This is a genomic window from Sphingomonas sp. CFBP9019, assembly GCF_034045155.1.
GTDB classification, from domain to species: domain Bacteria; phylum Pseudomonadota; class Alphaproteobacteria; order Sphingomonadales; family Sphingomonadaceae; genus Sphingomonas; species Sphingomonas aerolata.
Map to the genome: position 1 here is coordinate 131,408 of NZ_JAXCWK010000004.1, position 23,520 is coordinate 154,927.

Sequence of the window (23,520 nt, forward strand, 5' to 3'; positions counted from 1 at the left end):
TCATTGCTGATCATTGCACACTGCCTTAGGCGGAAAGACTATATGGTGTGCCGATGACAGATACCCCAAGCTCCCCGATCGACGCGCATCGGCATGACATCGCCAGCATCGATCCGACGGCCTATGGCGCCGCCTCGGGGATCGCGCTGCGCATCACGACGGTACGGGCATGACCTTGTGAATTGGCAGGAAGCACGGGCCTTCGTCATCGCATTCTGCCTGTTCAAGCCGCGCGCGTCGCTCGCGACGGGCCTGCTCGTCGCGATTGCCGGCCTGGTCGAGGCGCTTGGCCTCGTCCTCATCATTCCACTTCTCCAGATTGCCGGGGGGACGGGCGCTCGCGGACACTGGTCCACACTGCTCGCCCGGCTGCATCTCGACAGCCGCCCGGAGCAGATCACGCTCGTGCTCTCGGCCTTTGCCGTGCTCATGCTCGTGCGCGCCGCGCTGATCTCGATCCGGCAGAGCGCGGTCATCCGGCTGGAGCTGGAATTCCTGTCCTCGCTGCAGATCAGGCTGATCGAACGCCTGGGGGCAGCACCCTGGAGTGCGATCGTCGGGCTGCGGCATGCCCGGGTCAATCGTATCCTCGGAAGCGACCTCCAGCGGCTCGGCCAAGCTGCGATCGGGCTCGTCCAGTCCATCGTGGCGGCGATCACATTGACGGTGCAGCTGACCATCTCGATGCTGCTCAGCCCGCTGCTCACGCTGCTCGCGGTCCTGTTCGTCGCGACGGGCGCGCTGCTCAGTGCCCCCTTGTTCCGCGCCGCCAGACAGGTCGGCGACAGCGTGACCGATGCCAATCTGATGATGGTGAACGAAGTCGGCCAGTTTCTCGGGGCCCTCAAGCTCGCGATGAGCCAGAACCTGGCCCCCCGGTTCGTCGCCGATTTTTCGAACGCCATGACCGACTCGGTCCAGGCCGAGCTGACCTTCGTCGCGCGGGAAAACCGATCGCGGCTCCGCATGACGGTGGCGGGCATCGTGATGGCGGGCGGGATCGCCGGGATCGGACTGGGCGTGGTCGCAGTCCCCGTCCCGACGCTGGTCGCGCTGCTGCTGATCCTGTCGCGGATGGCCGGACCAGCGCAGGCGCTGCAGACCCAGGCGCTCGAGGTCGTTCGCGCGCTGCCGGCCTATGCGCAGATTCGCGAGCTGGAGGCCGAACTCGCCAGCGATCGCGGTCTTGCGACCGACGCGATCCTGCCGGCGCTGGAGGTCCTGTCGTTCGACCGGGTCGGCTATCGTCACCCGCGCGGGGCCGACGGCGCGGGTTCCGGCGTCGACGCGCTCGATCTGGAACTCCGGCGCGGCGAGTTTCTGGGCGTGGCGGGGCGATCGGGCGCGGGCAAGACCAGTTTCGCGGACCTGCTCGTCGGCCTCTACCACCCGCAGGCTGGGCGCATCCTGCTCAACGGCACCCCCGTCACGCTGGCGAACCACAGCGCCTGGCGCGACCGGCTCGCCTATGTCGCGCAGGATCCGTTCATGCGCCATGCGAGCATTCGCGAGAACCTGCTCTGGTCCAACCCGGGCGCGAGCGATGCGGCGATCGCACGGGCGCTATGGATCGCCGACGCGGACGACCTGCTCGCACGACTGCCCGAGGGGCTCGCCACCTGGGTCGGCGAACGCGGCAGCCTGATCTCCGGGGGCGAACGCCAGCGGCTAGCACTCGCCCGCGCGGTGTTGCGCGATCCGCAATTGCTGATCCTCGACGAGGCCACCAACGCGATCGACATCGATGGTGAACAGATCATTCTTCACCGGCTGCGCGAGGCGTGTCCCGACACGACCATCCTGATGATCGCGCACCGGCTCGAAAGCCTACGCCGGTGTGACCGGATCCTCCTGTTCGATGCCGGGCGCGTCGTTGCACAGGGATCGTTCGAAACGATGCGATCGCGGCTGGTCGCGGTCGAGCGCGACGATGCGACCGCCGCGGCGCCGCACGCCGGACAGACGCAGGGGGCATCGTGAATTTCTATCGCGCGTTCGGACTGGTGTTTCGCTCGGACATCCCGCTCGGGTCGCTTGCCGCGAACCGCATCGCGGCACAGCAGCCCGATGTCGATATCCGACGCGGCACCCCGGCACGCCCCGATCCGGGGGTCGCCGTCGACGATATGCGGGTCGAGATCAACGCCGACTCGTTGCGCTTGTCCGTGCCCGAGTGCGGCTGGTTCGACGTGACGGGGGGTGCGCGCATCATCTACGAGGCGCGGGCCGGCATCCCGGCGGAACACATGCCACCCTATCTCCTGGGGACCGCGCTGGGGGCACTGCTCCATCAGCGCGCGCTGCTGCCGCTGCATTGCAACGCGATCGTCCATGACGGCAGGGCCTATCTGTTCTGCGGGGATTCCGGCGCAGGCAAGTCGACGCTGGCCGCGGTGTTCGAAGCGCGCGGCTATCCCCTCCTCACCGACGATCTGTGTGCGATCGCAGCGGATGCGGAGGGCCGGTTTTCGGCCACCCCGGGAATCCCACGGCTCAAGCTCTGGATCGAATCGCTCACGGCACTCGGCCGCGAAGGCGCGGAGGTCACCCGCATTCCCTGGTATGAGGACAAGTTCGAGGTCGCGATGTCGCGCGCCGCCGAGGATCGCCGCTATCCCGTCGCCGCCATCTATCATCTGCGTCAGGCCGACGAGGATGCGCCGCCGGGCATCCACCGTCTGCAGGGGCTCGAGGCTGCCAATGCGGTGACGGCAAACATCTATCGCCGCCGCATCGCCGACCTCCTTGGCCGCGCGCCGGGCTATCTGGCCGAATCGATGGCGCTGATCCGTAGCGTTCCCCTTTTCCGATTCAATCGACGATGGGGGCTGCAGAACGTCATCGAAGATGCCGCCCTTGCCGAAGCCCATCTACTCGGCGTGAAGATGACCCAATAAGGGACGCAATGCTGCCATTGTAAGCAAAACGGTTGCGATGATTCCGATGATCTGTGCGACGACCGGGCAACAAGAAGTATTAGCTTAAACCGCATTGAAACACGATCTTTGGGAATTAGTCATGACACAGCATCGCAAGACATGGCAGCGTCCAGTACTTGTTCGCATGGATGCCGCCGATGCCGAGAGCGCATCACTGATGTATAATCGGGACTATTATCACCGCCAGATGGGCCCGTCTTGATTCCACAGTCCCGGTGGGTCGACGAAGCGCACCGGGGCGCGTTGACCTCGGGAACCCAGTCACGATCATAGCGGTGCCGCGCCCTTGAATGTGCGGTCCCCCGGCTCCGAACCACGCTGAACTCGCGCTCCGGTTCGATAATGACGATGCATGATTTCGCCGTCTTTCACCGCCGCTCGATCACGTCACCGTGATTCTTCAAGCAAATCCGGTTGGTTGACGGGTAACAAGTCGCCACGATCATACATACGAGCCGCGAATTCATAAATGGTAAGGAAAACTATTCACGCCTTTTGGGCCGTTTATGCAATTATTGCGAAAGCCGGAAGCTGATCGACATGCCGCCGATACAGCAAATGCTACAAGGGGTATCGATATGGTCAAGACTCGCAAGACATGGCAGCGCCCTGCACATGTTCGCATGGACGCAGCAGATGCCGAGAATGCTGGACAGCCCTATAACCGCGACCAGTTTCGTCGTCAGATGGGCCCATCCTGATCTTCAGTCCTGAACAGGCACGGGAAATCGCGCGGCGGTAATGCCGCGCGATTTTTTGTTGGGCATCGATCGGCCCGCCAGGCGCGCCGCCTCCGCGGACGGCCTGCGAAACGCTTCAAGAAGCATGGGAATTCTGTTTGGCTCGTGCAGATTTGGATACGCCGGTCCGCCGCAGCACATCGGCGGCAACGGCGGAGATTGACGGGCAACTGGTCGCGCTCGATATCAATAAGGGCGTTTGCTACGGCCTCAACGAGGTCGGTACGCGCATCTGGGGCCTGATCGATGCCCCCATGTCCGCGCGAGCGATCAGCGCGATTCTCGTGGACGAATATGACGTCGACCAGGCGACCGCCGAGGAGCAGACGCTCGATCTGATCCTCGAACTGCTCGCGGCGGAGTTGGCGATATCCGCCTGATCCGCGGAGGCACGCGCATCGATCGGGAGCGCATGGCGTGACAGCGATCTATGGCCTGACGCACTGGTCCGACCGGGACGTCGATGCCGATGCCGACCGCATGGGTACGGTGCTGGCCCGCTATGGCCGCGACGCGCACGAAATCTGGCGGGGGGGGACGATCGCGCTGGGCGCGCGTCACACCTTCCTGCTCGACGAGGACCGGTTCGTCGCCCCGATCCATGCCCGCGACCGCCGCTATGCAGTGGTCGCGGACGTGCATCTTACCGAGCGTGCGGAGCTGGAACGCGAACTCGGCCATTCGGGCGGGTCGGCAGCGGCACTGTCCGATGCGATGCTGGTCGCCGATGCGCTCGAACATTGGGGCGAGGGCGCGTTCGACCGCCTCTATGGCTGGTTCGCGATCGCCGCCTGGGACACGCAGGACCAGCGGCTGCTGCTCGCGCGCGACTTCATCGGCAAACGCCCGCTTTATTATCTGCGCGCCGAGGACGGCACGCTCGCCTTTGCCTCGATGCCCGACGCGCTGCACGCGCTCGGCATCGTCCCACGCGCGGCGGACGAGGACCAATATCTACGCCTGTTCCGCCGCGCGCCGCTTTCGCCGGATCGCACGCCGATGGCCGGTATCTCGCGCATCATGCCGGGATATTATGGCGTATTCACCGCACAAGGGGCGACGACGCACGCCTATTGGAAACCTGATCTGACGCCGTTGCGACGCCAGACGCAGCGCGACTATGAGACCCAGATGCTCACCCGGCTCGACGCCGCGGTCACGGCGACGCTGCGCGGCGCGGGCGACGAGATCGCCGCGCATCTCTCGGGCGGGTTCGATTCGACGACGGTCGTCGTGACGGCGGCGCGGCTTCTCGCGGATACGCCGAAGCGGATTGTCGCCTATACCGCGGCCCCGCATCACACGCCGCAGACCTACCAGACGCATCATTTCTCCGACGAAAGCGCGCTCGCTGCCGAAACCGCGGCGATGTATCCCAATGTCGAACATGTCGTGATCCGCAGCGATGCTCCGACGCTCGCGGCGCTCGACCGCACCGTCGATCTCTATCCCGAGCCGATCCCCAATCTGTGCAACATGGTGTGGGTCGACGCGATCAACGCAGCGGTGCAGCGCCGCGGCATCCGGGTCCTGCTCGAGGGCACGATGGGCAATCTTTCGATCAGCGCATCGGGCGTCGCGGCGCTGCCGTCGCTGGCGCGACGCGGACGGTTGCTCGCCTGGGCGCGGCTCGGCCGGGGGCTGGTCCGGTCGGGGTGGATGCGCTGGCCGGGCGTCGGCTGGAACACGATCGGCCCGTTGTTGCCCGTATCGCTGTGGAAACGGGTGATGCGCGCCCGGGGCATCGTGATGCCGTCGGTCGCCACCGCCATCCCGCTGCTCCCTGAGACGCTCGCCCGGGTCGAGGCGCGCATCGCCGCGGAGAACCCGACGATCGACCCGGCGCATGCGGCGGACCTGTCCGACGCGATGCGGTACGGCACCGATCCTGTCGGCGCCAATCTGCGCATGGTGGCCGGCAATGAGGACGGCAGTTTTTTCAAGGCAATGCTGGCGGAGTTCAGGATCGACGTCCGCGATCCGCTTGCCGACCGACGCCTCGTCGAATGGGCGCTGCGCGTGCCGGTCGAACGCTGGGCCTGGGGCGGCGAGCCCCGCGCGATCCTGCGCGGGGCCATGCGGGGCAAGGCACCGCCGAGCGTGCTCGATACCCGGCTGCGCGGCTATCAGGGCGCCGACTGGCCCGTCGCGCTCGTCGCCTCGCGCGACCGGCTGCGCGACGAGATCGACCGGATGAAGATGTTCGATCAGACCGCCGGGACGATGGATGTCGACCGGCTCCAGAAGCTGGTCGACGACATGCCGCCCGCCGATTCACCGCTTTGGACGGATATCGCCTATGAGATCGCCTATCGCGAGAATCTGCTGCACGCCGTCGCACTGGCCAGCCACATGCGTCGGACCGCCGGGAGCAATTATTGATGACCGCGGACGATCGTCTCGATCCGGGTATTCAGCGGCTGATCGCGGCTGTCGACGGCCGGCCCGATGCGATGGTCGCGCTGGCCCTGACTCTCCTGCTGCCCCGCGGCCTGACGCAAACCGCGCGACGGTTGTGCGACGCTGCGGTGGCGCTCGCCCCCGATGATCGCGAGATCGCAGCACAGGCGCGCCGGATTCGATCGGCCGGGGTCGGCAAATGGTATTTCACGATGGTGCAGGACGATGATCGCCACGCGCTCTATGCCGAGGCGCTGCGCAGCGTGATGCCGGCCGACGCGACGCTGCTCGATATCGGCGCCGGGACCGGCCTCTTCGCGATGATCGCGGCCCGGGCCGGTGCCGCGCGCGTCATCGCCTGCGAGCGGGATTCCGTGGTTGCAGCGGCCGCATCCGCGGTCGTCGCCAAAAACGGCTATGCGGACCGCGTGACGATCGTCCCGAAGGACGCGCGCGATCTGCAGATCGGGGTCGATCTGGCCGCGCCCGCCAATGTACTGCTGTGGGATAATCTCGCGAACAACCTGATCGGTGCGGGTGGACTGAGGACGGTCGAGGATGCGCGCGCGCGCCTGCTTACGCCGGACGCGGTGATCATGCCGTACCGGGCCGAGATCATGGTCGGGCTCGCCACCCATCGCCGCCCCGCCGATTATGCGATGGGCATCGTCGACGGCTTCGACATGACCCCGTTCAACCAGCTCGCGGTCAGCCATGATACGCCGGACCGGGGGGCGATCGACCTTCGCTCGAATGGCGTCGCGATCTTCGACATGGACTTTACCGGCCCGCCGATCCCCGCGGCGCGCAACGCCGTCACGGTCCACGCGACCGCAGGTCGGGTGCACGGGATCGTCCAGTGGATCCGCTTCCATCTGACCGAGGGGATCGTCTACGACACGATCGATCCCGGCGTGCGGGCGTTCGAAACCGAGGTGACGCCGGTCGAGCCGTTCGACGTCACGGACGGGCAGGCGGTGGTGATATGCGGCCGGCACGACCGCGACGTGCCATGGTTCTGGCTGGAGGCATGATCGTGCCACGCCGCCAGGATGGATTCTGGACCAAGTTCGGCCGCTTTTCGTGGGAGGAGCGGTTCGCCCTCGCCGAGGCGACCATCCTGCTGACGGTCTCCGCACCGCTGATCCGCCACGCGGCGCTGCCCCGGCTCGGCCGGATCGCCTCACGCCCGCTGCCCCGCCCGCTCCCGCCCGGGCCACGCCGGCGCGACCTGGCCGAGATCATCGCCTGGGCCGTCGATCGCGCGGCCAAGCGCAGCCGCCTGCGCGCGCTGTGTTTCGAGCGCGGGCTCACCGCACAGGTCATGCTGCGGCGGCGCGGAGTCGATTCGACGCTGTTCTATGGGATCCGCCCCGGTTCGAAGATGCCGCTCGACGCGCATGTCTGGGTTCTCGATCAGGGATTCGACGTGACGGGCACGCCGCCCGATGGAGGCTATGCGATCCTGGCGTCGTTCCCGCCGGGTCGTGAGGCGAGCGGATTTCAGCCGTGTTGAACCTCGATGCGCTGATCGACGGCGATGCCCAGATCGCCTCCCCGGAATTCGCGCTCGTCGTCGCGGCAACGCGGTGGCCGCATGATCCGCGCTGGGCAGCACGGCTTCGCGATCTGGCGTTACAGGTCACCGATTGGCCGCGCGTCGCGGCGATCGTCGAGCGCCACCGCGTTGCCGGCCTGTTTGCGGCAGGCCTGAACCATGCGGGCCTGCCGGACATCGATGCCGGGACCGAAGCGCGCGCCGCGATCGGGGCACTCGCGCGGGACAGCGCGGTGCAGGAACTGCAATCCGTCTTCGAAACGCTACACTTGGTACGCGCGCTGGAGGGGGCCGGCATTCCCGTCCGGGTGCTGAAGGGCGCGACTGCGGCGATGCTCGCCTTTGGCCGCTATGGTGTCCGCTACAGCATGGACATCGATCTGATCGTCGCCAAGGACCAGGTCGCGCACGCCGCCAGCCTGCTCGACGCGCGGGGCTATGTGCGGATCGCGCCGGCGGCCGATGCGAGCGCGGCGACGATGCGGGCGCGGATGGCGCGCTACAAGGATCTCGCATTCGAGCATCCGGATTCGGGGCTGATGGTCGAGCTGCACTGGCGCCTGTTCCAGAATCCCTATCTGTTGCGCGGCGATGACCTCGATGCGCGCGAGCCGATGCAGCTCGTGCCGGGCGCCAGCGTGGCGGTTCTCCCGCGCGCTCCCGCGATCCTGTACCTGTTCGCGCATGGTACAGAACATGGCTGGGCGCGGTTGAAATGGCTCGCCGATATCGGCGCGATCCTTGCCGCCGAGACGCCCGCCGACCTCGATCAATTCTATGCGCGTGCACAGAAGCGGGGGGCGGCACGACTGGTGGCGGCGGGACTCATTCTCAGCCATGCCCTGTATGAGACCGCGCTGCCCGGCGCGATCCGGGACGACCTGGCACGCGACTGGCGGCTGCGATCGCTGGTGCGCACCGCTTATGCGAGCCTGATCGGCGACGAGGATGGCCGCGAACTCGAGCAGGTCGCGCATGCGACGACGCGCAAGAACCTCAGCCACTATCTGATCTCGCGCGATCCGCGTTTCGTGGTCCACGAACTGCGCTACGATCTGCTCGACCGCAGTGCGGAGGGGCTGAAGGGGGGCTCGCGGCTAGGCCGAGTGTCGCGACGGCTTTGGGCACTGTCCGGCGGCCGACGCCATGCCCAAAATGGCTAGGGCTCGACGGCTTTCACGATGATCTCAAGCCACGATGATTAATGCACCCCTGATTCTGGTATTGCAGTTCATATGTCTGGGATGTTTTAGATCTCTAATGTCTGTCAGTATATTGTGCAATTACCAGACTTTATCACCATATAGCGATTTGATTGATCATTTTTAGATTATATTTACTCGCAACGCTGCTCTGATGTTGCACGTAGGATATTTCGTCGGTAGGTTTGATCCGATCGGCGCGATAAAGTCTGATTACTCATTTGCGCCAACCGTCGGGTCCCCGTCATAATCTGCTGTCAGCCTAGGAGGCGCTGCTTTGAAGGTCGCGCTTTTCAATGTGAAATACAGCCCGAATCTGGGCGATGGGCTGCTGTCCGAATGCACTGAGCTCGAATTGCACCGCGCCGGGATCGATGCGGTCTCGATCGATCTTGCCGGCAGGACGGGCTACGCGCCCGGTAATGCCAGCCGGGGCAGGATGCTCGCCGTGCTTGAGGGAATGCCCGCACCGCTGCGCCGCGTCGCGACCCGCACGATCCTCTCGGCGCTGGCGGCGATCCGGCTGCGCCCGGCGTTTCGCCGCCAGCTCGTCGATTGCGATGCGGTCGTCGTCGGCGGCGGCAATCTGTTCAGCGACAGCGATCTCAATTTTCCCGTCAAGATCCACGCCGCACTGTCTGAAGCGGTGAACCTGCCGGCCGCGGTCTTTGCGGTCGGCGTGGCGCGGAACTGGTCCGCGACCGGTAGGCGATTGTTCGCCGACGGATTGCGGAATGCCACGATGGTCTATGCGACGGTGCGCGACGAACGATCGCGGGAGATCTGGGACGACCTCCTCCCCGCACCGATCCCCCGCGCGGGGCTGGTTCGCGACCCGGGTCTACTGGCCAGCCGGCACTATCCGCGAGGCCCCGCCTCCGCCGACCACCGCAGCGTCGGGTTATGCATCACCGATCCGCTCGCGCTGCGCTATCACGGCCATGACACGGATGCCGGAGACATGGCGCACTGGTATGGTGGCGTGGCGACGGCGCTTGCCCAGGCGGGATGGACCGTCGGGCTGTTCACCAACGGCAGCCCCGAGGACCGGGCGTATCTCAATCGCAACGCGGCAGACTGGATCGCGGCAGCCGTGCCGACGCGCATCACCCGCATCGCCGATTTCGCCACGCCCGGCGACCTCGCCACGTTCATCTCGAGCTGCGACCTGATGGTTGCGCACCGCATGCACGCCTGCATCGCCGCGCATTCCTTCGCGGTTCCAACGATCCTGCTCAAATGGGACCCGAAGCTGGAAAGCTTTGCCGAGATTGCGGGCCGATCGGACTATTTCGTCGACCCCGCGACGATCACGCCGACCGCGCTGGCCGAGCTGGCCGCACGGGCCGAGCAGGCCGGGGTCGATCGGGCCGCGTGCACGGCGTTGATGGATGCGGCGGCCGGCGACGTTGCGGCGCTTGCCCGCGCACTCAGGGCGGCGGTCGCGGCGCGTTCATGATCGATCATATCGTCGTCATCAACGACCTGTCGGTACCCAAGGGCGGGGCGACCGCACTCGCGCTGGCATCCGCATCGGCGTTTCGCGCACGCGGCTACCGCGTCACCTTCGTCACCGGCGATGATGGCGACAACCCGGCGCTCCGCGACCAGGGTGTCGAGATCGTCGCACTGGGAAGCAAGCGGCTGCTCTCGGGCGGCGCGCTGACCGCGCTGACCCGCGGCGTCTATAATCGCGCGGCCGCCGACATGGTCGCGCGCTGGATCGCCGCCAATGATCGCCCGTCGACGGTGTATCATGTGCATGGCTGGGCACAGATCCTGTCGCCGTCGCTGTTCGCCGCGATCGCGCCGGTGCGGGCGCGGCTCGTCTATTCGGCGCATGATTTCTTCCTGGCCTGTCCAAACGGCGCGTTCGCGTTTCTGAAGAGCGGTGCGGTCTGCACGCTGACGCCGATGTCGCCCGGCTGCATCGGCGCGAACTGCGATCGTCGCAGTTACGCGCACAAGCTCTGGCGGGTCAGTCGGCAGGCGGTGCAACGCCATCTTTATGATCCGCGCCACTCGCCGCCGGTTCTGGCGATCCACGAATCGATGCGCCCGTATTTGATGCGCGCGGGCATTCCGGACGCGGCCATCGAAGCGCTGCCCAATCCGGTCGTGCCCTGGTGCAACACCCGGGTCGAGGCCGAACGCAATGCCGAAATCCTGTTCATCGGCCGCCTCGAAGCGACCAAGGGTCCCGATCTTGCTGCAGCGGCGGCGCGGGCGGCGGGGTGCACCTTGCGTGTGATCGGTGACGGCGTCCTGCGCGAGTCGCTACAGGCCAGCTATCCCGAAATGTCGTTCATGGGCCAGCAACCGCCGGCGGCGATCCGCGGCTATGCGGAACGCGCGCGGATGCTCGTCATGCCGAGCCGTTATCCCGAGCCCTATGGGTTGGTCGCGGCGGAGGCGCTGTGGAGCGGCCTGCCCGTCATCATCACCGATACCGCCTTCCTCGCAGACGATATCGTCGCGGCGGGCGCCGGGCTGGCGATCGAACCGCGCGACACGCTAGCGTTTGCCGCCGCGATCCGGCTGATTGCCGAAGATGATGCGCTGGCACGCCGAATGAGCGAGGCGGCCTATGGCCACACCCGCGGGCTCGCGCTGACGCCCGACGCGTGGATCGACCGCCTGCTCGACGCCTATGCGCGTCGCCTGGCTATGGCAGCGTGACTGACGCCGGCGCGGGAAGCAGCAGCGGCAGCGGCAATGCGCCCCCGCGTGCACCCCGGCGGTCCGCCCGGGCGGTCCTGGCCGCGGTTGTCGTCGCATAGCCGGTCTTGACGACGCCCCTACTGTCGTCGGCCATCGTAGCTTTTCCGGCGCGTGCGCGGCCGGCGCCACGGCGCTCGCTGCCGGCAAGGACCCGATAGGGATTGGCGAGCGCCGTCGCGCGTAGCCGTTGCGCACGCATCGGCAGGATCGCCGCACCCAAGGCCGCCATGCCATAGAGCAACCGCATCGCGTCGATCGAATGATGGAAAAACGCCGATCCCGCGAATTCGCCGAGCGTCAGGCCGATCGCGCCAAGCCCGGCGATATCCGCGCTGCGCACCATCGGCAGGCCGAGCAGCAGCAACAGCGCCAGCGCATAGGCGATGATTGCGCCCAACGGAGCCGCGATCAGATCCGCGGCGGACAGCAGACCCGCCGCGACGACGAGCAGCACTAGGCCGCCCCGCGCGGCCATGACCACGTCTGCGCCGGTGATCCAGTGGGAGGGTCCTCGAATCATGGCCACAGCCATAACCGGGACACCTCAATTTCGTATTAAACCGGCCGGGGACCGCGATCAGAAATAGCGTTCGCCGACGCGGATCGTATCGCCGGGCTGGACCTCGATCGGCTGCTCGCGAATGACGACGGTGCGCTCCTCGGTCGCCCGCGCGCGACGGATATAGATATGGTTGCGATTGGCCCGATAGGAGAACCCGCCCGCGGCCGCGACCGCCTGCTCGATCGTCATGCCGTTCACGAACGGAAACTCGCCCGGCCGCGCGACTTCGCCCAGGATATAATAAGGGCGATAGTTGAGGACCTCGACGCTGACGTGCGGATTGTTGACATAGCCCTGGGCAAGGCTTGCCGTCACCGATTGCGACACCTGCTTGGCGGGACGCGGCCTCAGGGACGATGCGGGCGGCCCGTCGGACGGTGCCGCGCGCGCGCCTTAGCGGTCGGTGCGCGGCCCGGCTGTGCTGCCGCGCACCACGAGCGTATGCGCGAGCGTCGTCTGCCGCCGCGGGCATTCGACGCCGCGCAGTATGTCGACGAGCAGCTCGACGGTACGCCGGCCGATCATCCCCTTGGGTTGCGCGATGGTGGTCAGCGCGGGCTGGAAATAGCGTGCGAGCGGAAGATCGTCGAACCCCATGACCGACACGTCGCGCGGACAGGACAATCCGGCCTCGCCGATCGCGCTCAGCGCCCCCAGCGCCATCTCGTCGCTGAAGCAGAAAATCGCCGTCACCCCGGCGGCGAGCAGCGCACGCGTGGCCACGAACGCCGACCCCGCGGAATAATCGCCGATCTCGACGTGCAGCGCGTCGCGCAGACCGCGCAGCTCGGCCGCCCGCAGCGCACCCGCCAGACGGTCGCGGCTGATCGGACTGATCTCGGGGCCGGTGACGACGCCGATCGCCCGGTGGCCGAGATCGGCGAGATGCGCGATCGCCTCCGCGCTCGCCGCCGCATTGTCGATATGGACGCTGGGGACGCCGAGATCCGCACTATATTCGCAGCCATTGACGATCGGTGCGGCACCCCCCTCCCGCGCGAGCAGCGACGCCAAGCTGTCGGGGAGCCGATGGCCGAGGAAGATCAGCCCGTCGACCTCGCGACGCGACAGCATATCGGCATATTGATCCTCGACCGCGGAATCATGCCGCGTGTCGCCGACAACGACCGAATAGCCCGCGTCGCGCGCCGCCTCCTCTGCGCCGCGGATGACGCTGGCGAAGAACGGGTTCGAGATGTCGGGGACCGTCAGCAGGATCTTGGCGGCGCGCAGCGTGCGCAGGCTGCGCGCGGCGACATTGGGGGCGTAGCCCGACGACCGGACGATCGCGAGCACGCGCAGCCGAGTCTTCTCGGACACCTGATCCGGTCGGCTGAGCACGCGCGACACGGTTGCGGTAGAGACGCCAGCCATCGCGGCCACTTCGATGATCGTCGGCATCGCCGGGTCATGGATCCGGCCGCTGCCGCTGTCGACCGATAACCGATGTAATCCTTTACATCGATGCTTCGCCGACCTAGCCTTATGTCAGACAAGCAGCAAAACTGCGGTTGAGAGGTGGCGAATGGCGGTAGCGGACGATCTGGGAACGGCCCCCTTGCGCGGTGTCGACACCGCGGCGGGCGGCATGCTCACCGCGCGCCTCAGTGCGCTGATGTTCATGCAGTTTTTCGTCTGGGGCGCGTGGAACGTCACGCTCGGGCTGGCGATGCAGACCGTCGGGATCGGCAACCTGATCGGCAATGCCTTTTCGGTCGGTCCGATCGCCTCGATCGTCGGCTCTTTCCTGCTCGGCATGGCGGCGGCGCGCTATGTCAGCCCGAAGATGCTGATGGTCATCCTCCATCTCGTCGGCGGCGTAATCCTGTTCGTGCTGCCGTCGTTCGTGACGCCCGAACGCGGTGCGAGCTTCGTCTGGCTGCTGCTCGGCTACATGATCCTCTACATGCCGACCGTGGGGCTCGCGAACACGATCGCACTCAAGAGCTTTGGCGATCGGACCGACAATTTCCCGTTCGTGCGCGCGTTCGGAACGCTCGGCTGGATCACCGCGGGGCTGATCATCGGCTGGGCGGGACTGTCCGCCAGCCCGCAGATCTTCCGCGTCGCGGCGGTCGTCTCGATCGCGCTCGGGCTCTACAGCTTCACGTTGCCCAATGTCGCCTCCGACGCGCCGCGTGACGAAAGCGTGCTGCGCCAGGTCCTGTGCGTCGAGGCCTTCGGTCTGCTCCGCCAGCGGTCATTCCTGATTTTCATGACCTGCGCGACGCTGATCTCGATCCCGCTCGCCATGTATTACGCCTATGCCTCGCCCTATGTCGGCGCGACCGGCATCACCAATGTCGGCGGCACGCTCGCGATCGGGCAGATGTCCGAACTGGTCTTCATGTTCTCGATGCCGTGGCTCTACCGCCGGTTCGGCGTGAAGCCGCTGCTGCTGGTCGGGATGATCGCCTGGGCGGCCCGCTACGCGCTGTTCGCGATCGGTGACGGCGGGTCGAGCCTCTGGGCGGTCTATCTCGGCGTCGCGCTGCACGGCGTCTGCTACGACTTCTTCTTCGTCGCGGGCGCGATCTACACCGGCACGATCGCGACGCCCAAGGGGGTGAACGCACAGGCGCAGGGGATGCTGACGCTGTTCACCTATGGCGTCGGCATGCTGCTCGGGTCGCAGATCGGCGCGATGCTCTATGCGCAGCTGCCCGCCGCCCCGACCATCGCCGACTGGCAGCATATGTGGTGGTATCCCGCGATTGCCGCCGCCGTGATCGCGCTGCTGTTCCAGATCCTGTTTCGCGACGATACCCGACGGGAGATTGCAGCATGACCGGACTGCGCGGACCAGCCATCTTTCTCGCCCAGTTTCTCGGCACCGAGCCGCCGTTCGACACGCTCGACGGACTTGCCGAATGGGCTGCCGGACTTGGCTATGTCGGGGTGCAGATCCCCTGCACGTCGCAGCTGATCGACCTGTCGCTGGCTGCCGAGAGCAAGACCTATTGCGACGATCTTAGCGGCCGGCTCGCCGCGCATGGCATCGCGATCACCGAGCTGTCGACGCATCTCCAGGGCCAGCTCGTCGCGGTCCACCCTGCATATGATGCGCTGTTCGACGGGTTCGCCCCGCCCGAGCTGCACGGCAAGCCCGCCGAGCGCCAGCAATGGGCGGTCGAACAGGTCAAGCTGGCCGCGCGTGCGAGCGCCAATCTCGGCCTGTCCGCGCATGCGACCTTTTCGGGCGCGCTTGCCTGGCCCTATGTCTATCCCTGGCCGCAACGCCCGGCCGGGCTGATCGAGGAGGCGTTCGCCGAGCTCGCGCGCCGCTGGACCCCGATCCTCGACGTGTTCGCGGAGGCCGGCGTCGACTGCGCGTTCGAGGTGCATCCGGGCGAGGACCTCCATGACGGCGCGTCCTGGGAACGCTTCCTTGCCGCGGTCGACAACCATCCGCGCGCGCGCCTCCTGTTCGACCCGTCGCATTTCGTGCTGCAACAGCTCGACTATCTCGACTTCATCGACCGCTATCACGACCGGATATCCTGCTTTCACGTCAAGGATGCCGAGTTCAACCCGACCGGCCGATCGGGCGTCTATGGCGGGTATGAAAGCTGGGTTGACCGCGCCGGCCGGTTCCGTTCGCTCGGCGACGGACAGGTCGATTTCTCCGCAATCTTCAGCAAGATGGCGCAATATGGCTTTGCCGGCTGGGCGGTGCTTGAATGGGAGTGCGCGCTCAAGCGGGCCGAGGACGGCGCGCGCGAGGGCGCACCGTTCATCCGTGATCACATCATCCGCCTGACCGAGCGCCCGTTCGACGATTTCGCCGCCAGCGGGATCGATCGCGCATCGATCCGTGCGATCCTGGGACTGGCGGAGGACCGCGCATGACCCGGCTGCGGCTCGCGATGGTCGGCGGCGGCGAGGGCGCGTTCATCGGCGCGGTCCACCGGATGGCCGCCGCGCTCGACGGCGACTGGGACCTCGTCGCGGGTGCGTTCAGTACCGATGCCGGCCGCAACACGCGTACCGGCACACAGCTCGGGCTCGCCCCGGCACGCGTCTATGCGTCGTTCGAGGCGATGATCGCCGGCGAAAGCGCGCTGCCCGCGGACATCCGCGCGCAGGCGGTCGCGGTCGTCACGCCCAACCATCTCCACGCGCCGATGGCGATCGCCGCGCTCGACGCGGGCTTCGACGTGTTGTGCGAAAAGCCGATGGCGATGAGCGTCGCCGAATCGGAGGCGATCGCTGCCGCCGCCAAGACCAGCGGCCGGCATTTCGCGCTCGCCTTTACCTATAGCGGCTATCCGATGATCGAGGAGGCGCGCGCACGCGTCGCACGCGGCGATCTTGGCGCGATCCGCCTCGTCCAGGTCGAATATCTGCAGGGCTGGCTCAGTTTGCCGATCGATGGTGACGGCAACCGCCAGGCCGAGTGGCGGACCGACCCGGCCCGTGCCGGGCTGGGCGGCTGTCTCGGCGATATCGGCACGCATGCCTTCCACCTCGCCGAACATGTCTGCGCGCTGCGGGTCGAGGCGGTCTCGGCGGATCTGACGACGCACGTGCCGGGCCGCCGGCTCGACGACGATGTCAGCGCGATGCTGCGGTTTGAGGGCGGTGCGCGCGGCATGCTGAAGGCGAGCCAGGTCGCCGCCGGCGAGGAAAATGCGCTCACGCTGCGAGTCTATGGCGAGCGTGGCGGGCTCGAATGGGCGCAAATGGAGCCGAACACGCTCGTCATGCGCTGGCTCGACCGCCCCGCCGAGATCGTCCGCACCGGCGGCCCCGCGTTGCAGCCCGGTGTCGCCGCGCTGACGCGGACCCCGTCGGGCCATCCCGAAGGCTATATCGAGGCGTTCGCCAATCTGTATCGCGCCTTTGCGGCAACCGTCCGCGGCGAGGGCGGGCGCTGGTTCCCCGGCGTCGTCGACGGGCTTCGCACGATGCGGTTTATCGAGGCGGTGATCGCCAACGCGGCATCGGACCGCAAATGGTCGCCGCTCTATCCTGGAGAGACGGAATGAAATTCTTCATCGGGCTTGGCGCGGCCGGCATCGGCGCGGCGGCCCTCATCGCCGTCTGCGCGCCGACCAGCGCCCAGACGACGCCCGCCGCGGCGCCCCCGGCCTTTGCCGCGTGCCGGGCCTGCCATACGGTCGACAAGGGCGGGCGCAACGGCATCGGCCCCAATCTTCACGGCGTGGTCGGCCGTGCCGCCGCCGCGGCGCCGGGGTTCAATTATTCGCCCGCGCTGAAGGCGTCGAAGCTGCGCTGGGACGACGCGACGCTGAGCGAATATCTCGCCTCGCCGTCGAAGAAGGTCCCTGGATCGCGCATGCCGATCGCGACCCCGGATCCCGCGAAGCGCGCCGCGATCATCGCCTATCTAAAGGCGGCGGGCTCGAAATGAGACGGATCCGGCGATGACGCTCTCACGCCGCACGCTGATCGCGGCCGGCGCCGCAGTGTCGCTGCTCCCCGCGGGGATCGCCGCGCAGCGCCGCGGCACGACCGCCGCCCGCTTCTCGCTTGGCTATGCGCCGCATGAGGGCAGCTTTGCGAGCCGCGGCGGGTTGATCGAGCAGATCGCCTTCGCCGCCGACCAGGGCTTCACCGCTTGGGAGGACAATGAGGCCGCGGCCCGCCCCGTCGCCGACCAGGAGCGGATGGCCAAGGCACTGGCGCAGCGCGGCATGACGATGGGCGTCTTCGTCGCGAGCATGCCAAAATGGGCGAAGTCGCGGCCCCTGCTCGGCGCCAATGACGACGCCGATCGCGAAGGGTTCCTGACCGATATCCGCGCGTCGATCGCGGTCGCCAAGCGGCTGAACGCGACCCGGATGACCGTCGTCACCGGCTTCATGGACCCGAAACTGCCCGTCGAGATTCAGACGGCGCGCGTGATCGACGTCATGCGACGGGCCGGCGATATCGTCGCGCCGCACGGCATCGCGATGGTGATGGAGCCGCTCAACACGCGCACCAACCATCCCGGCGTCTATATGCAGACGATCGCGCAGGGCTATGCGGTCGCCCGCGGCGCGAACAGCCCTGCGGTCAAGATCCTGGCCGACCTCTACCATGAGCAGATCCAGTCGGGGAATCTGATCCCCACGCTGGACAGCTGCTGGAGCGAGATCGGCTATCTCCAGTTCGGCGACAATCCCGGCCGCAACGAGCCGATGACGGGCGAGATCAACTATGCCGCGATCGTCCGCTGGCTGCGCGGCCGGCGCTATGCGGGGGTAATCGGCATGGAACACGGCAATTCGGTGGCGGGACGTGCGGGCGAGGATCGCCTGATCGCCGCCTACCGCGCGATCGACGCGGCATGAGGGGGAAGAGCATGACGAGCTATGTGATGGCGGGGGTCGTCGCGGCGATGGCGCTGATGACAACGGGGTCCGTTGCCGCGCAGGACAAGCCGGGCTTCAAGGACACGCCGATGCTGCCCGGCGGCCAATGGCGTGTCCACGACGCCGACCGCCCTGCGCCCGTCGCCGTCGCGCCGGCCGCCACCCCCGGCGGTCCGCCCGCCGACGCGATCGTGCTGTTCGACGGCCGTTCGCTCGATGCGTGGAAGCCCGATCGCATCGCCTGGCCGATCGAGAACGGTGCGCTCATAATTCCGTCGCGCGCAAAAAGCGGCGGCGAGAACAATCTCGTCTCGAAACAGAGCTTCGGCGACGTGCAGATGCATCTCGAATTCCGCTCGCCCAATCCGCCGACCAAGAGCTCGCAGGACCGCGGCAACAGCGGCATCTGGTTCATGCAGCGCTACGAGCTGCAGATCCTCGACGGCTATCGGAACCCGACCTATGCCGATGGGACGGTGGGCGGGGTCTATGGCTGGAAGCCGCCGCTGGTGAACCCGGCGCGCAAACCCGGCGAATGGCAGACCTACGACATCGTGTTCGAGCGGCCGCGCTTTGCCGCCGACGGCAGTCTGGTTCGGCCAGCTTACGTGACCGCTTTGCTCAACGGCGTGCTCGTCCAGAACCACCAGGCGATGCTCGGCACGACCAACTGGCGCCATGTCGCACGCTATACCGCGCATCCCGATGCGGCGCCGATCCAGCTGCAGGACCATGATTCCCCCGTGGCGTTCCGCAACATCTGGATCCGCCCGCTGACCGATGCGGCAATCGCGCAGGACCTTGGAAAGGACGGTAAATGATCGATCGCAGAACCGCGCTGGCCGGTGTCGCCGGCATGTTCGGCGCAGCGCTCTATGCCCCGATCGCGCGCGCGGCCGGGCTCGCGCAGCAGCCGGCGGGCGGTATCCCGCCGATCAGCGAAGGGCCACCGAGCGCGCCGGTCTTCACGCCTGCACAACGTGCACTGATGACCGCGCTCAGCGAGCGCGTCCTGCCGACCACCGATACCCCCGGGGCGATCGCGGCGGACGTCCCTGCCTTTATCGAAAAGCTGCTGGCCGACTGGGCCCGACCCGAGGACCGCGTGCCGATCATCGCCGGGCTCGACGCGATCGAGGCGCGCTGTCTGCAGGACTACAAGGTCGCCGGCGCCCGGGCGACCGCGGCACAGCACGACGCGCTGCTCACCCTGGCGATGAACGACGGCCTGCCGTCGGGCGGCGCGTTCTTCACCGCATTCCGACAGCTCGTCATCACCGGCTATTACACGTCCGAAATCGGCATCACGCAGGAACGCGAATATCTGCCGGTGCCGGGCGAATATAACGGTGCCTTCCCCTATTCCCAGGTCAACAAGGTGTATTCCTCATGATCCTCAGCCGTAGAACCCTGCTTACGGGCACCGGTGCGGTGGCGGCGCTCGCGCTGGTCGATCGCTCGATCTCCCCCGCCTCCGCCGCACAGCTCAAGGCGATCGGCCTGCAGCTTTATACCGTGCGCGAGCTGTTCGCGAAGGACCCCGTCGCCACGCTCGAGGCGGTTGCGCGGATCGGCTACCGCGAGGTCGAATTCGGCGGCGGCGGGTACGAGACGATGGATCATGCGCTGCTGCGCAAGACCATGGACCGGCTCGGCCTGACCGCACCCTCGGTGCATATCGGCTATGACGCGCTGCTTCAGCGGTTCGAACCGTCGGTGGCGATGGCGAGGACGCTCGGCGCGAAGACGGTCGTGCTGCCGTACATGACTGACGAGCATCGCAACGAACAGGGCTGGAACGCCGCGCTGCCCAATTTCAACCGCTTCGCGACGCAGCTGAAGTCGGCGGGGTTCGGCTTTGCCTATCACAACCATGATTTCGAATTCACGATCCGGCCCGGCGGGGTCAGCCTGTACGACCGCCTGCTCAGGGAAACCGATCCCGCGCTCGTCAAGCTCGAGCTCGATATCTACTGGGCGGCGCATGCGGGCGAGGATCCCGCGGCGCTGATCGACCGGCTGTCCACCCGCCTCTACGCCTATCACGTCAAGGACATGCGCCCCGATCGCAGCATGACCGCGGTCGGCCAGGGCACGCTCGACTTTGCCGCGCTGTTCAAGCGCAAGTCGGGCGCCGGCGTGCAGCATTTCTACGTCGAGAACGACCAGGCGCCCGCGCCCTATCTGCCCGACATCACCACCAGCTTCCGGACGCTGCGCGCACTGCGCTTCTGATCGAGACAGGAGACCAAGACCATGGCCGCAACCAACAGGTTCGACGCGATCGTCATAGGATCGGGCGTGAGCGGCGGGTTCGCTGCGAAGGAACTCACCGAAAAGGGCCTGCGCGTCCTGATGCTCGACCGCGGCGTGATGGTCGAGCACGGCGAAGGCTATGCCTATGATGGCAAGCCCGCCTACGAGGTGCCTGCGCGGAACATCATGCCCCCGGCGCTCGTCAAAAGCGATTATTTCATCGCCAAGCACGGCTATGTCGCACCCAGCAACCGCGCCTTCTACAATGACGACCGGCTGAACCCCTATGCCTATGACGAGGGCAGCAAATTCTACTGGATCCGGCCCGCGGCGGTCGGCGGCAAGTCGCTGATCTGGGGACGCTGGTGCTTCCGGTGGAGCGAGGAGGATTTCGAGGCGAACAAGCGTGACGGAATCGATGGCGACTGGCCGATCCGCTATGGCGACGTCGCGCCCTGGTACAGCTATGTCGAGAAATATATCGGCGTGTCCGGCTCGCGCGAGAATCTACCCTATCTGCCGGACAGCGAATTCCAGCCCCCCATCCCGATGAACGTCGCGGAAAAGTGGCTGAAGCAGAATCTGGAAAGCCGCTTCCCCGGTCGCAAGCTGATCAACACGCGCCTGTCCAACATGACCGAGGACAAGCCCGAGCAGAACCGGACCAAATGCCAGTTCCGCAACCAGTGCAGCAATGGCTGCTCGTTCGGCGCCTATTTCTCGACCCAGGCGGTGACGCTGCCCGCGGCGCGCGCGACCGGCCGATTGACGCTGCAGTCGGACGCGGTCGTCACCAGCCTTGATTATGATCCCAAGGCCAAGCGCGTGACCGGCGTCCGCTACATCGATACCAAGACCGGCCAGGCGCAGTCGGTCCAGGCGGACCTCGTCTTCCTCTGCGCCTCGGCGATGGCATCGACGCAGATCCTGCTCAATTCGCGTCCGGCGGGCAGCGATCGCAGCCATTTCGACACGAGCGGCACGCTCGGCCGCTATGTGATGGACCATATCTTCCGCGTCGGGGTCGACGGCGAGATCGGCGGGATGCAGGAGTTCATCGAATATGGCCGCCGCCCGGGGGGCGTCTATATCCCGCGCTTCCGCAACATCGGCGGCGACGACGGCGTCGGCTTCAAACGCGGCTATGGCTATCAGGGCGGCGCCTATCGCACGCCTGCGGCACCCGTCGGGTTCGGCGCTTCGATGAAGCACGGGATGCGCAACTATGCGCCGTGGCACTTCAGCATGGGCGCGTTCGGCGAATGCCTGCCCTATGCCGACAATCATGTGTCGCTGCATGCGTCGAAGGTCGACCGGTTCGGGGTGCCGCTGCTCCGGTTCGACGTGCGCTTCCACGACAACGAACTCAAGATGATGGCCGATGCGCGGGCGCAGGGCGAGGCGATGCTTCGCGGGGCCGGGCTGACCAACGTCAAGAGTTCGGAACAGGAGCACGTCCCCGGTGACGCGATCCACGAGATGGGCGGCGCGCGCATGGGTCGCGATCCGCGTACTTCGGTGCTGGACGCGTGGAGCCGCGCGCACGAGGCCACCAACCTCTACGTCACCGACGGCGCGCAGATGGCTTCGGCCTCCTGCGTCAATCCGTCGCTCACCTTCATGGCACTGACCGCGCGCGCCGCCGACCACGCGGTGAAGCAGCGCACCCGCGCCTGATCGGCCCCCGCCACCCATCGATGATATCGCTATCATCGATGGGTGGCGGGTGACGGATCAGTCGACGGAGACCTTGGGCCTGCGCCGCGGTGCCGAGTCGGACTGGCGCCGGATCAGCGTAAAATCGAACGTCTTGTGCCGGTCCTGCGGATCGATCGCCTGCGACCGGCGGATGGTCGAGGCGAGCATTTCTACCGCAGACCGCGCCATGTCCGCGATCGGCTGGTGGATCGTCGTCAATTCGGGCCAGATCGCGGTCGACAAAGTCGTGTCGTCGAACCCGCACACCGTCAGGTCGCCCGGCACGTCGAGCCCGCGCCGATGCGCGACCGCGACCGTCGCAGCCGCCATGTCGTCGTTCGACGAGAAGATCGCCGATGGCTGCTCGGCGAGCCCCAGCAGCGTCTCGGCCGCATCGAGCCCCGATCGGTAGGTGAACAGCCCGTGCGCGATCAGCGACTCGTCGCGCGCGATCCCGGCCTCGTCCAGCGCCGCCGCATAGCCTTCGAGCCGGCGCGCACTCGACGACAAATTGGGGTTGCCGGTGATGAAGCCGATCCGGCGATGGCCCAGCGCGATGATGTGCCGGGTCATCGTCAGCGCCGCCTCGCGGTCGTCGATGCGGATCGCCAGCATGTCGGGCACGGGCAGCCCGCTCGCCAGCGACACGGTCGGGACGTGTGCCGCCGCTAGCAGGTCGAGCACCGCATCCGCCTCGCACAACGGCGGCGGCAGGATGATGCCGTCGATCCCGCCCTCGATCAGGTGACGCGTCACCGCGATCTCGTGCTCGCCCAGGTCGCATTTCTCGATGATGATCTGCACGTCGCTGCGCGCCGCCTGGTCGAGGCTGCCGAGCAGGAACTCGCTGAGAAAGCCCGCGCTCGGGTTGCTGTAGAGCAGGCCGATGCGGACCTGCCCCGCCCCGGCCAGGCTGCGCGCGGCCGGGTTGGGCGCATAGTTCAGCGTCGCGATCGCGTGAGTCACCGCATCGCGCGTCGCGGCGCGCACATTGCTCGTGCCGTTGATCACGCGCGACACGGTCATCGGCGAGACCCCGGCGAGTCGCGCGACGTCGCTGATGGTCGGCGCGCCGCCGGTGCGCCGCGAAGTCTTGACGCGGCCGATCGAGGAAGTGTTCATGT

General features: G+C 66.9%; 22 protein-coding genes. 18 read left to right on the plus strand and 4 right to left on the minus strand.

What is annotated here, in order from left to right; all coding sequences use genetic code 11:
- The first annotated feature begins 177 nt into the window (after positions 1-177).
- The 9 genes from SOM18_RS12250 to SOM18_RS12290 all read left to right on the plus strand — a co-directional run bounded on the left by SOM18_RS12250 (position 178) and on the right by SOM18_RS12290 (position 11,518).
- A complete protein-coding gene (locus tag SOM18_RS12250) occupies positions 178-1,980 on the plus strand; it encodes an ABC transporter ATP-binding protein (protein WP_320481784.1) in 1,803 nt (600 codons plus the stop codon).
- Positions 1,977-2,897 (plus strand): hypothetical protein, encoded by a 921-nt coding sequence (locus SOM18_RS12255; protein WP_052380852.1) that lies wholly within the window; start codon positions 1,977-1,979, stop codon positions 2,895-2,897. Before SOM18_RS12250 ends, SOM18_RS12255 begins: the two co-directional genes overlap by 4 nt.
- An 880-nt stretch (positions 2,898-3,777) precedes the next feature.
- On the plus strand, positions 3,778-4,059 hold the full coding sequence (locus SOM18_RS12260; RefSeq protein ID WP_037528629.1) for a PqqD family peptide modification chaperone: 282 nt from the start codon (positions 3,778-3,780) through the stop codon (positions 4,057-4,059).
- 37 nt (positions 4,060-4,096) lie between these two features.
- Positions 4,097-6,061: an asparagine synthetase B family protein gene (locus tag SOM18_RS12265; RefSeq protein ID WP_037528632.1), complete on the plus strand. Its 1,965-nt coding sequence runs from the start codon at positions 4,097-4,099 to the stop codon at positions 6,059-6,061.
- Positions 6,061-7,113 carry a 50S ribosomal protein L11 methyltransferase gene (locus tag SOM18_RS12270; RefSeq protein WP_052380851.1) on the plus strand — a complete coding sequence of 351 codons (1,053 nt, stop codon included), beginning with the start codon at positions 6,061-6,063 and terminating at the stop codon, positions 7,111-7,113. The genes SOM18_RS12265 and SOM18_RS12270 overlap by 1 nt, the downstream gene beginning before the upstream one ends.
- The gene (locus SOM18_RS12275) at positions 7,110-7,595 is read left to right on the plus strand and encodes a lasso peptide biosynthesis B2 protein (RefSeq protein WP_320481785.1); all 486 of its coding nucleotides are present in this window, start codon (positions 7,110-7,112) and stop codon (positions 7,593-7,595) included. The genes SOM18_RS12270 and SOM18_RS12275 overlap by 4 nt, the downstream gene beginning before the upstream one ends.
- The gene (locus SOM18_RS12280) at positions 7,589-8,800 is read left to right on the plus strand and encodes a nucleotidyltransferase family protein (protein WP_192007824.1); all 1,212 of its coding nucleotides are present in this window, start codon (positions 7,589-7,591) and stop codon (positions 8,798-8,800) included. The genes SOM18_RS12275 and SOM18_RS12280 overlap by 7 nt, the downstream gene beginning before the upstream one ends.
- Positions 8,801-9,116: 316 nt before the next feature.
- On the plus strand, positions 9,117-10,298 hold the full coding sequence (locus SOM18_RS12285; protein ID WP_031440303.1) for a polysaccharide pyruvyl transferase family protein: 1,182 nt from the start codon (positions 9,117-9,119) through the stop codon (positions 10,296-10,298).
- Positions 10,295-11,518, plus strand: coding sequence for a glycosyltransferase family 4 protein (locus SOM18_RS12290; protein WP_031440302.1), 1,224 nt, complete (start codon positions 10,295-10,297; stop codon positions 11,516-11,518). The genes SOM18_RS12285 and SOM18_RS12290 overlap by 4 nt, the downstream gene beginning before the upstream one ends.
- Here the strand turns inward: SOM18_RS12290 and SOM18_RS12295 are convergent.
- The 3 genes from SOM18_RS12295 to SOM18_RS12305 form a co-directional block, all read right to left on the minus strand.
- Complete coding sequence (locus SOM18_RS12295; RefSeq protein WP_152555456.1) at positions 11,505-12,080, minus strand: hypothetical protein; 576 nt, start codon at positions 12,078-12,080, stop codon at positions 11,505-11,507. The two genes, SOM18_RS12290 and SOM18_RS12295, sit on opposite strands and share 14 nt — an antisense overlap.
- 57 nt (positions 12,081-12,137) lie before the next feature.
- Positions 12,138-12,437 (minus strand): polysaccharide biosynthesis/export family protein, encoded by a 300-nt coding sequence (locus SOM18_RS12300; RefSeq protein WP_320481786.1) that lies wholly within the window; start codon positions 12,435-12,437, stop codon positions 12,138-12,140.
- 78 nt (positions 12,438-12,515) lie between these two features.
- Complete coding sequence (locus SOM18_RS12305) at positions 12,516-13,523, minus strand: LacI family DNA-binding transcriptional regulator (RefSeq protein ID WP_031440287.1); 1,008 nt, start codon at positions 13,521-13,523, stop codon at positions 12,516-12,518.
- Positions 13,524-13,647: 124 nt separating this feature from the next.
- Between SOM18_RS12305 and SOM18_RS12310 the strand changes: the two genes are divergently transcribed.
- Genes SOM18_RS12310 through SOM18_RS12350 form a run of 9 tightly spaced genes read left to right on the plus strand, consistent with a single transcriptional unit; the run spans position 13,648 to position 22,375 of the window.
- Positions 13,648-14,910 carry an MFS transporter gene (locus SOM18_RS12310; RefSeq protein ID WP_235188335.1) on the plus strand — a complete coding sequence of 421 codons (1,263 nt, stop codon included), beginning with the start codon at positions 13,648-13,650 and terminating at the stop codon, positions 14,908-14,910.
- A complete protein-coding gene (locus SOM18_RS12315; RefSeq protein ID WP_031440285.1) occupies positions 14,907-15,971 on the plus strand; it encodes a sugar phosphate isomerase/epimerase family protein in 1,065 nt (354 codons plus the stop codon). Before SOM18_RS12310 ends, SOM18_RS12315 begins: the two co-directional genes overlap by 4 nt.
- A complete protein-coding gene (locus tag SOM18_RS12320; protein ID WP_056406580.1) occupies positions 15,968-17,110 on the plus strand; it encodes a Gfo/Idh/MocA family protein in 1,143 nt (380 codons plus the stop codon). Before SOM18_RS12315 ends, SOM18_RS12320 begins: the two co-directional genes overlap by 4 nt.
- Positions 17,107-17,496, plus strand: coding sequence for a c-type cytochrome (locus tag SOM18_RS12325; RefSeq protein WP_192007838.1), 390 nt, complete (start codon positions 17,107-17,109; stop codon positions 17,494-17,496). Before SOM18_RS12320 ends, SOM18_RS12325 begins: the two co-directional genes overlap by 4 nt.
- A 13-nt stretch (positions 17,497-17,509) precedes the next feature.
- Positions 17,510-18,421: a hydroxypyruvate isomerase family protein gene (locus SOM18_RS12330; RefSeq protein WP_031440857.1), complete on the plus strand. Its 912-nt coding sequence runs from the start codon at positions 17,510-17,512 to the stop codon at positions 18,419-18,421.
- Between the two features lie 26 nt (positions 18,422-18,447).
- Positions 18,448-19,263, plus strand: coding sequence for a 3-keto-disaccharide hydrolase (locus SOM18_RS12335; protein WP_192008155.1), 816 nt, complete (start codon positions 18,448-18,450; stop codon positions 19,261-19,263).
- Positions 19,260-19,835, plus strand: a complete 576-nt coding sequence (locus SOM18_RS12340; RefSeq protein WP_031440859.1) for a gluconate 2-dehydrogenase subunit 3 family protein — start codon at positions 19,260-19,262, stop codon at positions 19,833-19,835. Before SOM18_RS12335 ends, SOM18_RS12340 begins: the two co-directional genes overlap by 4 nt.
- On the plus strand, positions 19,832-20,677 hold the full coding sequence (locus tag SOM18_RS12345; protein ID WP_031440860.1) for a sugar phosphate isomerase/epimerase family protein: 846 nt from the start codon (positions 19,832-19,834) through the stop codon (positions 20,675-20,677). The genes SOM18_RS12340 and SOM18_RS12345 overlap by 4 nt, the downstream gene beginning before the upstream one ends.
- A 21-nt stretch (positions 20,678-20,698) precedes the next feature.
- Complete coding sequence (locus SOM18_RS12350; protein ID WP_031440861.1) at positions 20,699-22,375, plus strand: GMC family oxidoreductase; 1,677 nt, start codon at positions 20,699-20,701, stop codon at positions 22,373-22,375.
- Positions 22,376-22,432: 57 nt separating this feature from the next.
- Here the strand turns inward: SOM18_RS12350 and SOM18_RS12355 are convergent, their stop codons facing one another.
- Positions 22,433-23,518, minus strand: coding sequence for a LacI family DNA-binding transcriptional regulator (locus SOM18_RS12355; protein WP_031440862.1), 1,086 nt, complete (start codon positions 23,516-23,518; stop codon positions 22,433-22,435).
- Positions 23,519-23,520 lie beyond the last annotated feature (2 nt).

Coding starts and splice junctions, on each gene's coding strand:
- SOM18_RS12275 (WP_320481785.1), top strand. CDS start 7,110: ATGATCGTGCCACGCCGCCAGGATGGATTCTGGACCAAGTTCGGCCGC.
- SOM18_RS12325 (WP_192007838.1), top strand. CDS start 17,107: ATGAAATTCTTCATCGGGCTTGGCGCGGCCGGCATCGGCGCGGCGGCC.
- SOM18_RS12310 (WP_235188335.1), top strand. CDS start 13,648: ATGGCGGTAGCGGACGATCTGGGAACGGCCCCCTTGCGCGGTGTCGAC.
- SOM18_RS12340 (WP_031440859.1), top strand. CDS start 19,260: ATGATCGATCGCAGAACCGCGCTGGCCGGTGTCGCCGGCATGTTCGGC.
- SOM18_RS12345 (WP_031440860.1), top strand. CDS start 19,832: ATGATCCTCAGCCGTAGAACCCTGCTTACGGGCACCGGTGCGGTGGCG.
- SOM18_RS12305 (WP_031440287.1), bottom strand. CDS start 13,523: ATGCCGACGATCATCGAAGTGGCCGCGATGGCTGGCGTCTCTACCGCA.
- SOM18_RS12290 (WP_031440302.1), top strand. CDS start 10,295: ATGATCGATCATATCGTCGTCATCAACGACCTGTCGGTACCCAAGGGC.
- SOM18_RS12320 (WP_056406580.1), top strand. CDS start 15,968: ATGACCCGGCTGCGGCTCGCGATGGTCGGCGGCGGCGAGGGCGCGTTC.
- SOM18_RS12335 (WP_192008155.1), top strand. CDS start 18,448: ATGGCGGGGGTCGTCGCGGCGATGGCGCTGATGACAACGGGGTCCGTT.
- SOM18_RS12350 (WP_031440861.1), top strand. CDS start 20,699: ATGGCCGCAACCAACAGGTTCGACGCGATCGTCATAGGATCGGGCGTG.
- SOM18_RS12295 (WP_152555456.1), bottom strand. CDS start 12,080: ATGATTCGAGGACCCTCCCACTGGATCACCGGCGCAGACGTGGTCATG.
- SOM18_RS12355 (WP_031440862.1), bottom strand. CDS start 23,518: ATGAACACTTCCTCGATCGGCCGCGTCAAGACTTCGCGGCGCACCGGC.
- SOM18_RS12270 (WP_052380851.1), top strand. CDS start 6,061: ATGACCGCGGACGATCGTCTCGATCCGGGTATTCAGCGGCTGATCGCG.
- SOM18_RS12315 (WP_031440285.1), top strand. CDS start 14,907: ATGACCGGACTGCGCGGACCAGCCATCTTTCTCGCCCAGTTTCTCGGC.
- SOM18_RS12330 (WP_031440857.1), top strand. CDS start 17,510: ATGACGCTCTCACGCCGCACGCTGATCGCGGCCGGCGCCGCAGTGTCG.